Below are 14,938 nucleotides of genomic sequence, written 5' to 3' on the forward strand. Positions count from 1 at the left end.
CGTTCGGCCAGCGTGGTTTAACGGGGCGCCTGAGATCAAGATCAAAAGCAGGTCAAGATCAAGAGCGACTCGCTTCGCATCGTGGTTACGGTTGGGTGCTACTGAGTTGTGTAGACGGCCGCGGACTAAATGTGGGAGGGGGCTTGCCCCCGATAGCGGTGTGTCAGCTAAAACAGAGCTAACTGACACACCGCATCGCGGGCAAGCCCCCTCCCACAGTGATTTGTGTTTTGTTCAAACCCTGCGCGCAAACGTATCGCTGTGGCTGCCCGACACTTTGCGGCAGTGCACCAGCGCATCGCGGATCATGAAATTCACCAGTGTTGGCGAGACCCCGAGTTCCTTGGCGATGTCTTTCTGCGGCACGCCGTGCAGGCGGTACATCTCGAAGGCGTAGCGGGTGCGCTGTGGCAGTTCGGTCAGGGCGTCGGCGATGTTTTCCAGGGTGTTGAAATTGATGTGGGAGGTTTCCGGTGAAGCGCCGTGGATAACCACATTCAAGCCTTCCTCTTCGGTACCGGAGTATTTGAGCTCCAGGGCCTGCTTGCGGTAGTGGTCGATCGCCAGGTTGCGCACGATCTGGAACAGATAACTCAATTGTGCCTTGAACGAAGAGGTGATGGTCGGCGCCGATTGCAGCCGAAAGTAGGCGTCCTGCACCACATCCTCGGCACGGGAACGGCAGCCGGTAATACGCGCCGCGATCTTCACCAGAATCAGTCGATTGTCGACGAATGCCTGGAGAAGGGGTGAGTCGCACCTGCCTGTGGATAATTGTTCCGTCATGGAAATCACCTTGTTGCAAAAAGGTTGGGGGAGGGCGTCCCTGCTGAGGCCTCCTACACATCGGGCAACAAATTATGCTGAATGATAATGATTGTCAAATGAGAAGGCGAACTAATCTTATGCCTTTGGGTAAGGTGTGAACCGCGTCTCGCTTGTCCCCGGCGACTAATTATTTGCCGGGGCCGTCCGTTCTTCTGGGTGAAAGGTTCGTTAGCAAACGGCCAGGGATCAGCACCCGCAGGAGGGCGAAATGGGTTTTTATCGTGCACACAGCGTGTTTCAGCGTGGAGTTCTCAGGTGATGAGTACCCCAACGCCGCTGCGCCTGTTTTGCCTGCCCCATTCGGGCGCCAGTGCCTCGGTCTACGCCCGTTGGCGCCGCGTGTTGCCGGACTGGTTGCAGGTATGCCCGCTGGAACTGCCGGGACGGGGCATGCGCATGGGCGAACCGCTGCAGCGCGATATCAAGGCCCTGGCTGCCCAGCTCGCCAATGAAATCAGTCGCGACCTGAATGGCCCTTATGCGTTGTTCGGCCACAGCCTTGGCGGCCTGCTGGCGTTCGAGCTGGCGCATGCCCTGAACGCGCGCAATGTGCCGGCGCCGCTGGCGTTGTTTGTCTCCGGCACCGCCGGCCCGGCGCGGCGCGATGTCAGCGACTACGCCATCGAAAAAACCGACGTGCAGTTGATCGCCCGCTTGCGCGAGCTGCAGGGCACTGCGGAAGACGCCTTGGCCAATCCCGAATTGATGCAGTTGATGCTGCCGATCCTGCGCGCCGATTTCCTGCTGTGCGGCAGCTTTACCTATGGCGAACGTGAGCCGCTGGACGTCCCGATCCATGTCTTTGGCGGCAAGCAGGACAGCGTGCGCGCCGACCAATTGCTCGACTGGCAGCTCGAAGCCGCCAGCGGCTTTTCCCTCGACATGTTCGAGGGGCATCACTTCTTTCTCGTGCAGCACGAAAGCGTCGTGCTGCGCTGTATGCGGCGCTATGCCGAGGCCCACCTGGCCCGTTGGCGCAGTGGCGCGGCGCGCCAGCGCGTCGCCGGCTGAACCTCACCGATTTCCCGAATTTCCCGTAAGCCGATTTCAGGCAGGAACCCCATGATGGACGCCTTCGAACTTCCCCGCACTCTGGTCCAGTCCCTCCAGCGCCGTGCCGCGCAGACGCCGGACCGCCTGGCCCTGCGCTTTCTGGCCGAGTCCGCCGAGCACAGCGTGGTGCTCAGCTACCGTGACCTGGACCAACGCGCGCGCACCATCGCCGCCGCCTTGCAAGCCGATGTCGCGATGGGCGAGCGTGCGGTGCTGTTGTTTCCCAGCGGCCCGGACTATGTCGCGGCGTTTTTTGGTTGCCTGTACGCCGGAGTGATCGCGGTGCCGGCTTACCCGCCGGAATCGAGCAAGCGCCATCATCAGGAGCGCTTGCTGTCGATCATCAGCGATGCCGAGCCGCGCCGGCTGCTGACCATCGCCAGCCTCGCCGATGGCCTGGCGCAGCTCGAAAACGCACCGCCGCTGTTGAGCGTGGACACCCTCGACCCAAAACTTGCCGACCGTTGGCTCGCCCCCGAGCTGCAGCCCGACGACATCGCCTTCCTGCAATACACCTCCGGCTCCACCGCGCTGCCCAAGGGCGTGCAAGTCAGCCACGGCAACCTGGTGGCCAATGAAGTTCTGATCCGCCGCGGCTTTGGCATCGACCTCAACCCGGACGATGTGATTGTCAGCTGGCTGCCGCTGTACCACGACATGGGCCTGATCGGCGGCCTGCTGCAACCGATCTTCAGCGGTGTGCCGTGCGTGCTGATGTCGCCGGCCTACTTCCTGGCGCGGCCGCTGCGCTGGCTCGAAGCGATCAGCGAATACGGCGGCACCATCAGCGGTGGCCCGGACTTCGCCTACCGTCTGTGCAGCGAACGGGTCAGCGAGTCGGCCCTGGAACGCCTGGACCTGAGCACCTGGCGCGTGGCCTATTCCGGTTCCGAGCCGATCCGCCTGGACACCCTGGAACGGTTCGGCGAAAAATTCGCCGCCTGTGGTTTCAGCTCGAATAATTTCTTCGCCTCCTATGGCCTGGCCGAAGCGACCTTGTTTGTCGCCGGTGGCCGCCGTGGCCACGGCATCCCTGCGTTGCACCTGGATGCGCAGGCGCTGGCCGCCAACCGCGCCGAGCCGGGGCAGGGCAGTGCGGTCATGAGTTGCGGCACCCATCAACCGGACCACGCCGTGCTGATTGCCGATCCCCACACGCTCAGCGCGTTGGCCGACAATTGCGTGGGCGAACTCTGGGCCAGCGGCCCGAGCATTGCCCACGGTTACTGGCGCAACCCCGAAGCCAGCGCGCGGACTTTCGTCCAGCACGCCGGCCGGACGTGGCTGCGCACCGGCGACCTGGGGTTTATCCGGGACGGTGAGGTGTACATCACCGGGCGCTTGAAAGACCTGCTGATCGTACGCGGACACAATCTGTACCCGCAGGACATCGAGCAAACCATCGAGCGAGAGGTGGAGGTGGTGCGCAAGGGCCGGGTGGCCGCCTTTGCGGTAAATGACCACGGTGTGGAAGGCATCGGCATTGCTGCGGAAATCAGCCGCAGCGTGCAGAAAATCCTGCCGCCCGAAGCACTGATCAAGGCGATTCGCCAGGCAGTGGCCGAGGCTTGCCAGGAGGCGCCGTGCGTGGTGGTGCTGCTCAATCCGGGCGCGTTGCCGAAAACCTCCAGCGGCAAGGTGCAACGGGCGGCGTGTGCGCTGCGCCATGCCGATGGCAGTCTCGACTGCTATGCGCAGTTCCCCGACCTGCAAGCGCAGGCCAGTGATGCGGTGCTGGAGTCCGCCCTGCAAAATCAGATCGCTGCGATCTGGTGCGAGCAACTGCAGGTGCCGACGGTCGCCGCCGATGATCACTTTTTCCTGCTCGGCGGCAACTCCATCAGCGCGACCCAAGTGGTCGCGCGCCTGCGCGAAACCCTGGGCCTGGAGCTGAACCTGCGCCTGCTGTTCGAAGCGCCCACCCTGCAAGGTTTCGCCGCCAGCATCGCGCGCCTGCAACAGGACGGCGGCGTTGCCCAGGGCGCGATGGCCTCGGTGTCGCGCCAGGACGACCTGCCGCAATCCCTGGCCCAGAACCGCCTGTGGATCACCTGGCAACTGGACCCGAACAGCAGCGCCTACACCATCCCCGGCGCCCTGCGCCTGCGCGGCGAGCTGGACGAAGACGCCGTGCGCTCAAGCTTCCAGCAGTTGATCCAGCGCCACGAAGCCTTGCGTACACGCTTTTACGAGCGCGATGGCCAGGGCTTTCAGCGTGTCGAGGCCGCGACGGATTTCGCGTTGCACGTCATCGACCTCAGCGACTTGCCCGATGCCGAGCGCCAGGCGCGTGCGCAGCAGGTCCGCGAAGATCAAGCGCGTACCCGGTTCGACCTGGAGAAAGGCCCGCTGCTGCGGGTTACCCTGGTGCGTCTGGACGATGAGGACCATCAACTGCTGGTGACGTTGCACCACATCATCGCCGATGGCTGGTCGCTGAATATCCTGATTGACGAGTTCTCGCGCCTGTACGCCGCTGCCGTCCAGGGCCAGCCCCTTGAGTTGCCGCCCCTGACCCTGCAATACGCCGACTACGCCAGTTGGCAGCGCCAGTGGCTGGCCGCCGGTGAAGGCGAGCGGCAGTTGGCGTACTGGAAGGCGACGCTGGGGGACGAGCATCCGCCCCTCAACCTGGCCACCGACCACCCACGCTCGACGCAGGCGCGCAACAGCGCCGCGCGGCATACCGTACGCCTGGACGCGTCCCTCAGCGCCGCGATTGGCCAGACCGCGCGCGCCCATGAATCCACCCCGTTCATGCTGCTGCTGGCCGCGTTCCAGACCCTGTTGTATCGCTACAGCGGCCAGCGCGATATTCGCATCGGCGTGCCCAATGCCAATCGCCCGCGCCAGGAAACCCAAGGCCTGGTCGGTTTCTTCATCAACACCCTGGTGCTGCGTGCCGAGCTTGACGGGCGCATGCCGTTCAACCAACTGCTGGCCGCGACACGCCAGGCTGCATTGGACGCCCAGGCGCATCAGGACCTGCCGTTCGAGCAACTGTTGGAGGCCTTCCCCCAGGCGCGTGAACAGGGCCTGTTCCAGGTGATGTTCAACCACCAGCAACGTGACCTGAGTGCCTTGCGCCGCCTGCCGGGCCTGCTCGCCGATGAGCTGCCGTGGCACAGCCGCGAAGCCAAGTTCGACCTGCAACTGCACAGCGAAGAGGACCGCAACGGGCGCTTGAGCCTGTCGTTCGACTACGCCGATGAACTGTTCGACAGCGCCACCCTTCAGCGCCTGGCCGAGCATTACGTCCACCTGCTGCAAGCGGTCTGCGCGCAACCGCAGCACGCCGTGGGCGAACTGGAACTGAGCGCAGAGGACGAGCAACGCCCATGGAGCCAGGCGCCGTGCGCGCCGGCCCGGCAATGGCTGCCCGAACTGCTCAACCTGCACACCGCGGACACCCCGGCGCTGGTCTGGCAGGACGCCAGCTTGAGCTTCGCCCAACTGCACACCCAGGCCAACCGCCTGGCCCATTACCTGCGCGACAAGGGTGTGGGCCCGGACGTGTGCGTGGGCATCGCCGCCGAACGTTCGCCGCAGTTGCTGATCGGTCTGCTGGCGATCATCAAGGCCGGTGGCGCCTATGTGCCGCTGGACCCGAATTACCCCGCCGAGCGCCTGGCCTTCATGCTTGAGGACAGCGGCGTGCACCTGCTGTTGACTCAAACCGCGCTGCTCGAACGTCTGCCGACGACCCCAGGCGTGTGCGTGCTTGCCATGGACAGCCTGCACCTGGACAGCTGGCCAAGCCAGCCGCCGGGCCTGCACCTGCATGGCGACAACCTCGCCTATGTGATCTATACCTCCGGCTCCACCGGCCAGCCCAAGGGCGTGGGCAATACCCACGCTGCGCTGGCCGAGCGCTTGCAGTGGATGCAGGCCACCTACCGGTTGGACGCCAGCGACGTGCTGATGCAAAAGGCGCCGATCAGTTTCGACGTGTCGGTGTGGGAGTGCTTCTGGCCGCTGATCACCGGTTGCCGTCTGGTACTGGCGGGGCCGGGTGAGCATCGCGATCCTCATCGCATCGCGCAACTGGTGCAGGAACATGGCGTGACCACGCTGCACTTCGTGCCGCCGTTGCTGCAGCTGTTTATCGACGAACCGCTGGCAGCCGAATGCACCAGCCTGCGCCGCCTGTTCTCCGGCGGCGAAGCCTTGCCCGCCGAACTGCGCGACCGCGTACTGGCACGCCTGCCGGCGGTGCAATTGCACAACCGGTATGGCCCGACCGAGACCGCGATCAACGTCACCCATTGGCACTGCGCCGTGGACGATGGCGAGCGCTCGCCGATTGGCCGGCCACTGGGCAATGTGATCTGCCGGGTGCTCGACGAGCACCTCAACCCGCTGCCGGCCGGTGTTCCGGGTGAATTGTGCATCGGCGGCATCGGCCTGGCGCGCGGTTACCTTGGCCGTGCCGGGCTGACCGCCGAACGCTTTGTCGCCGACCCGCTGGGCGAGGCCGGGGCGCGCCTGTATCGCACCGGCGACCGTGCGCGCTGGAGCCTTGAGGGTGTGCTTGAATACCTGGGGCGTCTCGATCAGCAGGTCAAGCTGCGCGGCTTGCGGGTGGAACCGCAGGAAATCGAAGCGCGCATGCTGGCGGTTCAGGGCATCGCCCAAGCGGTGGTGCTGGTGCGTGACGAGCAGTTGATCGGTTACTACACCGGCCCTGTGGAACTGGATGCACAGGCGGTGAAAACCGCGCTGGCCGCGCGGTTGCCCGAGTACATGGTGCCTGCCCACCTGATGTACCTGGACGCCATGCCCTTGAGCCCAAGCGGCAAGCTCGACCGCCGCGCATTGCCGCAACCGGTGTGGCAAACCCGCGAACACGTCGAACCCGAGACGCCGTTGCAGCAGCAGATTGCGGCGATCTGGCGCGAAGTGCTCGGCCTGCCGCGTATCGGCCTGCGCGACGACTTTTTTGCCCTGGGCGGCCACTCGTTGCTGGCCACGCAGATCATCTCCCGTACTCGTCAGGCCTGCGACGTCGAGCTGCCATTGCGCACCTTGTTCGATGCCAGCGAGCTGGGCGATTTTGCCGCACAAGTGGGCCTGATCCAGGCGTCGGGCCAACGCAACCAACAGACCGCAATCGCCAAAGTCGACCGCAGCACGCCGGTGCCGCTGTCCTATTCCCAGCAGCGCATGTGGTTCCTCTGGCAGATGGAGCCGGACAGCCCGGCCTACAACGTCGGTGGCATGGCGCGCTTGCGCGGGGTGCTGGATGTGGGGCGTTTCGAGGCAGCCTTGCAGGCCCTGATCATGCGTCACGAAACCCTGCGCACCACCTTCCCGAGCGTCGATGGCGTGGCCTGTCAACACGTCTGGCCGCAGACCAACCTGCGCATGGACTGGCAGGACTTCTCGGCACTCAGCGAGACCGAGCGCCAGCAGCGTTTGCAGCACCTGGCCGATCAGGAAGCGCATACGCCGTTCAACCTGGAACGTGGGCCGTTGCTGCGCGCCTGCCTGGTCAAGGCCGGCGAGCAGGAACACTACCTGGTGCTGACCCTGCACCATATCGTCACCGAAGGCTGGGCTATGGACATCTTTGCCCGTGAACTCAGTGCACTGTACGAAGCCTTTATCGACGAGCGCGACTCACCGCTGGCGCCGCTGCCGGTGCAGTACCTGGACTACAGCGTGTGGCAACGCCAATGGCTGGAATCGGGCGAGCGTCAACGCCAGCTGGATTACTGGACCGCGCAACTGGGCCGCGAACATCCGCTGCTCGAACTGCCCGGCGACCGCCCGCGCCCGGCGGTGCAAAGCCACCGCGGCGAGCTGTACCGCTTCGACCTGAGCGATGCACTGGCCGCCCGCGTACGCGCCTTCAACGCCGAACAGGGCCTGACCCTGTTCATGACCATGACCGCTACCCTGGCCGTGTTGCTCTACCGCTACAGCGGCCAGACCGACCTGCGCATCGGCGCGCCGGTGGCCAACCGTATCCGCCCGGAAAGCGAAGGGCTGATCGGTGCGTTCCTCAACACCCAGGTGTTGCGTTGCCGGCTCAATGGGCAGATGAGTGTGGCGCAGTTGTTCGAGCAGGTGCGTCACACCGTGATCGAAGGCCAGTCCCATCAGGACCTGCCGTTCGACCATCTGGTGGAGGCGCTGCAACCACCGCGCAGCGCCGCGTACAACCCACTGTTCCAGGTGATGTGCAACGTGCAGCGCTGGGAGTTCCAGCAGAGCCGCCAACTGGCCGGCATGACCGTCGAGTACCTGGCCAACGATGCCCGCGCCACCAAGTTCGACCTCAACCTGGAAGTCACCGACCTCGACCATCGCCTGGGCTGCTGCCTGACCTACAGCACCGATCTGTTCGACGAGCCGCGCATCGCCCGCATGGCCGCGCATTGGCGCAACTTGCTGGAAGCACTGATCGATAATCCGCACCAGCGCCTCAGCGAACTGCCGTTGCTCAGCACCGCCGAGCAGCGCGCCCTGCAGGACAGCCTCGGGGTTGCAGCCGGAGAGCATCGTCTGGACCAGTGCATCCAAACCCTGTTCAGCCGGCAGGCGCTCAAGCGCGCAGACGCGCCGGCGCTGACCTTTGCCGGTGTGACCCTCACTTACGCCGAACTCGACGCCCGCGCCAATCGCCTGGCCTGGATGCTGCGCGAACGTGGCGTCGGCCCGCAGGTGCGGGTCGGCCTGGCGCTGCCTCGCTCGCTGGAAATGGTCGTCGGCCTGCTGGCGATCCTCAAGGCCGGCGGCGCCTATGTGCCGCTGGACCCGGAATACCCGCTGGACCGCCTGCACTACATGATCGAAGACAGCGGCATCGGCCTGCTGCTCAGCGATGCGGCGATGTTCCAGGCCCTGGGCGAGCTGCCGCAGGCGCTGGCGTGCTGGTGCCTCGAAAATGACGCGGCCAGGCTGGAAAATTATCCGGCCGATGAGCTGCCGTTTATCAGCCTGGCGCAGCACCAGGCGTACCTGATCTACACCTCCGGCTCCACCGGCAAGCCTAAAGGCGTGGTGGTGTCCCAGGGTGAAATCGCCATGCATTGCCAGGCCGTGATCGAGCGCTTCGGCATGCGCCCGGACGACTGCGAACTGCACTTTTATTCGATCAACTTCGACGCCGCCACCGAGCGCCTGCTGGTGCCGTTGCTCAGCGGTGCGCACGTGGTATTGCGCGCCCAGGGCCAATGGGACGCCGAAGAAATCTGCGCGCTGATCCGCAGCCATCGCGTGAATATCCTCGGGTTCACGCCCAGCTACGGCAGCCAGTTGGCGCAGTGGCTGGCCACGCAACAGCAGACCTTGCCGGTGCGCATGTGCATCACCGGCGGTGAAGCACTGACCGGTGAACATCTGCAGCGTATTCGCGCGGCGTTCCAGCCTGAGCTGTTTTTCAACGCCTATGGCCCGACCGAAACCGTGGTGATGCCGCTGGCCAGCCTGGCGCCGCAACAGGTGGAGGAGGGCGCCGCCAGCGTGCCGATCGGCAGCATTGTCGGCGCGCGCGTGGCGTACATTCTCGACGCCGACCTGGCCCTGGTGCCGCAGGGCGCGAGCGGCGAGTTGTACATCGGCGGTGCGGGCCTGGCTCAGGGCTATCACCAGCGCCCCGGCATGACGGCGGAGCGCTTTGTCGCCGATCCGTTCAGCGGCAATGGCGGGCGCCTGTACCGCACCGGTGACCTGGTGCGCCAATGCGCCGATGGGCAGGTGGAGTACCTGGGGCGTATCGACCATCAGGTGAAGATTCGCGGTTTCCGCATCGAATTGGGCGAGATCGAAACGCGTCTGTTGGAGCATGCAGCCGTGCGTGAAGCGGTGGTGCTGGCGCTGGATTCGCCGAGCGGCAAACAGCTGGTGGCGTACCTGGTCAGCGACGCCGAGCACGGCGCCTTGCGTGATGCGGTGAAGGCCCACCTCAAGGCGCACTTGCCGGACTACATGGTGCCCGCCCATGTGATCGTGCTCGACAGCATGCCGCTGACCGCCAACGGCAAGCTCGACCGGCGTGCCTTGCCGCAGCCCGATCCTGAAGCGAACCGCCAGGCGTACGTGGCGCCACGCAATGCGCTGCAAAGCACGTTGGCGGCCATCTGGTGCGCGGTGCTGAACCTGCAGCAGGTCGGCCTCGACGATAACTTCTTCGAGCTGGGCGGCGATTCGATCCTGTCGATCCAGGTGGTCAGCCGTGCGCGGCAGGCGGGCATTCATTTCAGCCCGCGTGACCTGTTCCAGCACCAGACCGTGCACAGCCTGGCCGCCGTCGCCACGCGCGTCGAGACGTTCAGCGCCGAGCAAGGTGTGCTCACCGGCCGCTCGGGCCTTACGCCGATCCAGCATTGGTTCTTCGACACCGACATTCCGGCGCGCCAGCACTGGAACCAGGCCCTGGTGCTCAAGCCGCTGCAACTGCTCGAGCCGCATCGCCTGGAGCAGGCCCTGCTGGCGGTGCTGGAGCATCACGACGCGCTGCGCCTGAGCTTCACCCAGCGCGATGCCCAGTGGCACGCCGAACACCTGAGTGTGCCCCAGGGCGGCGTATTGATGCAGGCGCAGGTGCGCGACATGGACCACTGCACCGCGCTGTTCACCGACACCCAGCGCAGCCTCGACCTGGCGCACGGCCCGCTGCTGCGCGCCTTGCTGGTGGACGGCCCGCAAGGCCGGCAGCGCCTGCTGATCGCCATCCATCACCTGGTGGTGGACGGCGTGTCCTGGCGCGTGTTGCTCGAGGACCTGCAAACGGTTTATCGCCAACTGAGCGCAGGCCAGTCCGTCAGCCTGCCGGCCAAGACCAGCGCGTTGCGCGATTGGGCCGCACGTTTGCAGGCCTATGCCCATAGCGAATCCCTGCGCGAAGAGCTGAGCCTGTGGCAGGCGCAGCTGGCGGGCCCGGCGCTGGCGTTGCCGGTGGATCGCCCACACGGCGCACTGCGTCAGCGTGACGCCGAGACCGTCAGCGTGCGCCTGGACGTCGAGCGCACCCGGCAGTTGCTGCAACAGGCGCCGAGCGCCTACCGCACCCAGGTCAACGACCTGCTGCTGACCGCCCTGGCTCGCGTGCTGTGTCGCTGGAGCGGTCACGACGCGGCGTTGATTCAACTGGAAGGCCACGGCCGCGAAAGCCTGTTCGATGACATCGACCTGACCCGCAGCGTCGGCTGGTTCACCAGCGCCTATCCGTTGCGCCTGACCCCGCAGGCGGAGCCGGGCGACTCCATCAAGGCAATCAAGGAGCAACTGCGCGGCGTGCCGCACAAAGGCCTGGGCTACGGCGTGCTGCGCTACCTGGCGGACGACCCGTGCCAACGCAGCCTGGCCGCGCTGCCGAGCGCCGACATTACCTTCAACTACCTCGGCCAGTTCGACCAGAGCTTCGGCGCCGACGCGCTGTTTCATCCGCTGGAGGAATCCGCCGGCCTTGCGCACGACCCCGATGCACCGCTGCCCAATGCGCTGAGTGTCGACAGCCAGGTGTATGGCGGTGAACTGGTGCTGCGCTGGACCTTCAGCCGCGAGCGCTACGATCAGCAAACCATTGGCAAACTGGCCGAGGCCTATCTGACCGAACTGCAGGACCTGATCGCCCATTGCATCAAGGACGAATCCGGTGGCCTCACGCCGTCCGACTTCCCGCTGGCACGGTTGACCCAGGCGCAACTGGACAGCTTGCCGGTAGCGGCCGGCGCCATTGAAGATGTCTACCCGCTGACCCCGATGCAAGAGGGCCTGCTGCTGCACACCCTGCTGGAACCGGGCACCGGCCTGTATTACATGCAGGACCGCTACCGCATCAACAGTGAACTCGATCCCGAGCGTTTCGCCCAGGCCTGGCAGGCGGTGATCGCCCGCCACGAAGCCTTGCGTGCCTCGTTCTGCTGGAACGTCGGCGAAGACATGCTGCAAGTGATCCACAAGCCCGGCAGTACGCCGATTGACTACCTGGACTGGAGCGCCGACCCCGAGCGTGAGCACGAGCCGCGTCTGCAAGCGCTGCTCAAGGCCGAGCGCGAGGCCGGTTTCGATCTGCTCAACCAGGCGCCGTTCCACCTGCGCCTGATCCGCGTGGGCGAGGCGCGCTACTGGTTCATGATGAGCAACCACCACATCCTTATCGATGCCTGGTGCCGTTCGCTCCTGATGAACGACTTCTTCGAGCTCTACCAGGCGCTTGGCGAAGGGCGCGACGCGCAACTGGCCACGCCGCCGCGCTACCGCGACTACATCGCCTGGCTGCAACGCCAGGACCTGGACGCAGCGCGCCAGTGGTGGCAGCGCAACCTGCAAGGTTTCGAGCGCACCACGCCGATCCCGAGCGACCGACCATTCCTGCGCGAACATGCCGGCCACAGCGGCGGCATGGTGGTGGGGGACTGCTACACCCGGCTGGATGCCCGTGACGGCGCGCAACTGCGCGAGCTGGCCCAGGCGCATCAACTCACCGTCAACACCTTCGCCCAGGCGGCCTGGGCCTTGGTGCTGCGGCGCGTGAGCGGTGATCGCGACGTGCTGTTCGGCGTCACCGTGGCCGGGCGTCCGGTGGACATGCCCGAGATGCAACGCACCGTGGGCCTGTTTATCAACAGCATCGCGCTGCGGGTGAAGCTGCCTGCCGATGACCAGCGGTGCAGCGTGCGCCAGTGGTTGAGCGGTTTGCTCGACAGCAATATGCAACTGCGCGAGTACGAATACCTGCCGCTGGTGACTATCCAGGAACACAGCGAACTGCCCAAGGGCCAGCCGCTGTTCGACAGCCTGTTCGTGTTCGAAAACGCCCCGGTGGAAACCTCGGTGCTCAGCCATGCGCAAAGCCTGAATGCCACCTCCGATTCCGGGCGTACCCACACCAACTTTCCACTGACCGCCGTGTGCTACCCGGGCGATGACTTGGGCCTGCACCTGTCCTACGACCAGCGCTACTTCGATGAAACCACCGTGCAAGGCATGCTCGCCGAGTTCAAGCGCCTGTTGCTGGCGCTGGTGCAGGGCTTCCATGGCGACATGGCCGACCTGCCGCTGATCGGCGAACAGGAGCGCGCGTTCCTGGTGGACGGCTGCAACCAGAGCGAACACGACTACCCGCTGGCGCGCAGCTATGTCGAGTTGTTCGAGGAACAGGTGGCGCGATATCCGCAGCGTATCGCCGCCAGTTGCCTTGACCGGCAATGGAGCTATGAGGAGTTGAACCGACTCAGTAACGGCCTGGGGCATGCGCTGATTGCCGCCGGTGTCGGCCCGGACCAACCGGTGGCGTTGCTGGCCGAGCGTAACCTGGAGTTGCTCGGCATGATCATCGGCAGCTTCAAGGCCGGTGCCGGCTACCTGCCGCTGGACCCTGGCCTGCCGGGTCCGCGCCTGAGCCGCATCATCGACCTGAGCCGCACGCCCTTGCTGGTGTGCACCGAAGCGTGCCGGGAACAGGCCATCGAACTGCTCGACGGCGTCGACTGCCAGTTGCTGGTGTGGGAGGAAATCCCCGCCCGTGGCGAAAACCCGGGCGTCTATAGCGCCCCGGACAACCTCGCCTACGTGATCTACACCTCCGGTTCCACCGGCCTGCCCAAGGGCGTGATGGTCGAACAGCGCGGCATGCTCAACAACCAATTGAGCAAGGTGCCCTACCTGCAACTGAGCGATGCCGATGTGATCGCGCAGACCGCTTCGCAAAGCTTCGATATTTCCGTGTGGCAGTTCCTCGCCGCGCCGCTGTTCGGCGCGCGGGTGGATATTGTGCCCAACGCCCTGGCCCATGATCCCCAGGGCTTGCTGGCCCACGTCCAGGCACACGGCATCACCGTGCTGGAAAGCGTGCCGTCGCTGATCCAGGGCATGCTCGCCCAGGACCACATTCGCCTCGACGGCCTGCGCTGGATGCTACCGACCGGTGAAGCGATGCCGCCGGAACTGGCGCACCAATGGCTGCTGCGCTACCCGCAGATCGGCCTGGTCAACGCCTACGGCCCGGCGGAATGCTCGGACGACGTGGCGTTCTATCGCGTCGACCTGGCCTCGACCCGTGGCACTTATCTGCCGATTGGCACGCCCACCGACAACAACCGTCTGTACCTGTTGGACGGCGCGCTGGAACTGGTGCCCCAAGGCGCCGTCGGCGAATTGTGCGTGGCCGGCACCGGCGTCGGTCGCGGTTACGTCAGCGACCCGCTGCGCACCGCACCGGTGTTTGTACCGAACCCGTTCGGCGCACCGGGCGAGCGCCTGTACCGCACCGGCGACCTGGCGCGCCGGCGCAGTGACGGCGTGTTGGAGTACGTCGGGCGGGTCGACCACCAGGTGAAGATTCGCGGCTACCGCATCGAACTGGGTGAAATCGAAGCACGCCTGCACGAACAACCTGAGGTGCGTGATGCGGCGGTCGGTGTCCAGGAGGGCGTCAACGGCAAGCACCTGGTGGGCTACCTGGTGCCGGTTGATGAAAGCTTAAGCCCAAGCGAACGCCTGGACCGTATCAAGCAACGCCTGCGCGCCGAATTGCCGGAATACATGGTGCCGCTGCACTGGCTGTGGCTCGAGCGCCTGCCGCTCAACGCCAACGGCAAACTCGACCGCAAGGCCCTGCCGGCCCTGGACATCGGCCAGTTGCACAGCCAGGACTACCTGGCGCCGCGCAATGAACTGGAAACCACCCTGGCCGCGATCTGGGCCGAAGTGCTCAAGGTCGAACGGGTAGGGGTGCAGGACAACTTCTTCGAACTGGGCGGGCATTCGTTGCTGGCGACACAGATCGCTTCACGGGTGCAGAAGACGCTGCAGCGCGATGTGCCGCTGCGGGCGATGTTCGAGTGCAGCACGGTGGCGGAGCTGGCCGAGTATATCGAGGGTTTGGCGGGCAATGAGATCAGTGCCGAGAAGGTGGATCGGTTGAGTGATTTGATGGCGGAGCTGGAGGGGTTGTGAGACGGCCGCTGGTCTGGAATATCGAGGTTTTCCAGCAGAACTGTCAATTCTGACAGTAGGCAGGATTCCTGATCCACGTGTTAGATAACCGTAGTTTCCGGCCCGCCGGGCCGGGCCCACTGGTGATCTGACGCTGGACAGGAGCCTTATC

At 65.2% G+C, this 14,938-nt stretch carries 3 protein-coding genes; 2 read left to right on the forward strand and 1 reads right to left on the reverse strand.

What is annotated here, in order from left to right:
* Positions 1 to 234 precede the first annotated feature (234 nt).
* Complete coding sequence (locus BFQ00_RS13580; protein ID WP_065933790.1) at positions 235 to 786, reverse strand: RNA polymerase factor sigma-70; 552 nt, start codon at positions 784 to 786, stop codon at positions 235 to 237.
* A 300-nt stretch (positions 787 to 1,086) separates the two neighbouring features.
* Here BFQ00_RS13580 and BFQ00_RS13585 point away from each other — a divergent pair, with 300 nt between their 5' ends.
* A complete protein-coding gene (locus BFQ00_RS13585) occupies positions 1,087 to 1,839 on the forward strand; it encodes a thioesterase II family protein (RefSeq protein WP_065933791.1) in 753 nt (250 codons plus the stop codon).
* A 51-nt stretch (positions 1,840 to 1,890) separates the two neighbouring features.
* Positions 1,891 to 14,787, forward strand: coding sequence for a non-ribosomal peptide synthetase (locus tag BFQ00_RS13590; RefSeq protein ID WP_065933792.1), 12,897 nt, complete (start codon positions 1,891 to 1,893; stop codon positions 14,785 to 14,787).
* Positions 14,788 to 14,938: the final 151 nt, after the last annotated feature.

This window comes from Pseudomonas sp. 28 E 9 (genome assembly GCF_900004785.1).
GTDB lineage: Bacteria > Pseudomonadota > Gammaproteobacteria > Pseudomonadales > Pseudomonadaceae > Aquipseudomonas > Aquipseudomonas orientalis_A.

Coding starts and splice junctions, on each gene's coding strand:
- BFQ00_RS13580 (WP_065933790.1), bottom strand. CDS start 786: ATGACGGAACAATTATCCACAGGCAGGTGCGACTCACCCCTTCTCCAG.
- BFQ00_RS13590 (WP_065933792.1), top strand. CDS start 1,891: ATGATGGACGCCTTCGAACTTCCCCGCACTCTGGTCCAGTCCCTCCAG.
- BFQ00_RS13585 (WP_065933791.1), top strand. CDS start 1,087: ATGAGTACCCCAACGCCGCTGCGCCTGTTTTGCCTGCCCCATTCGGGC.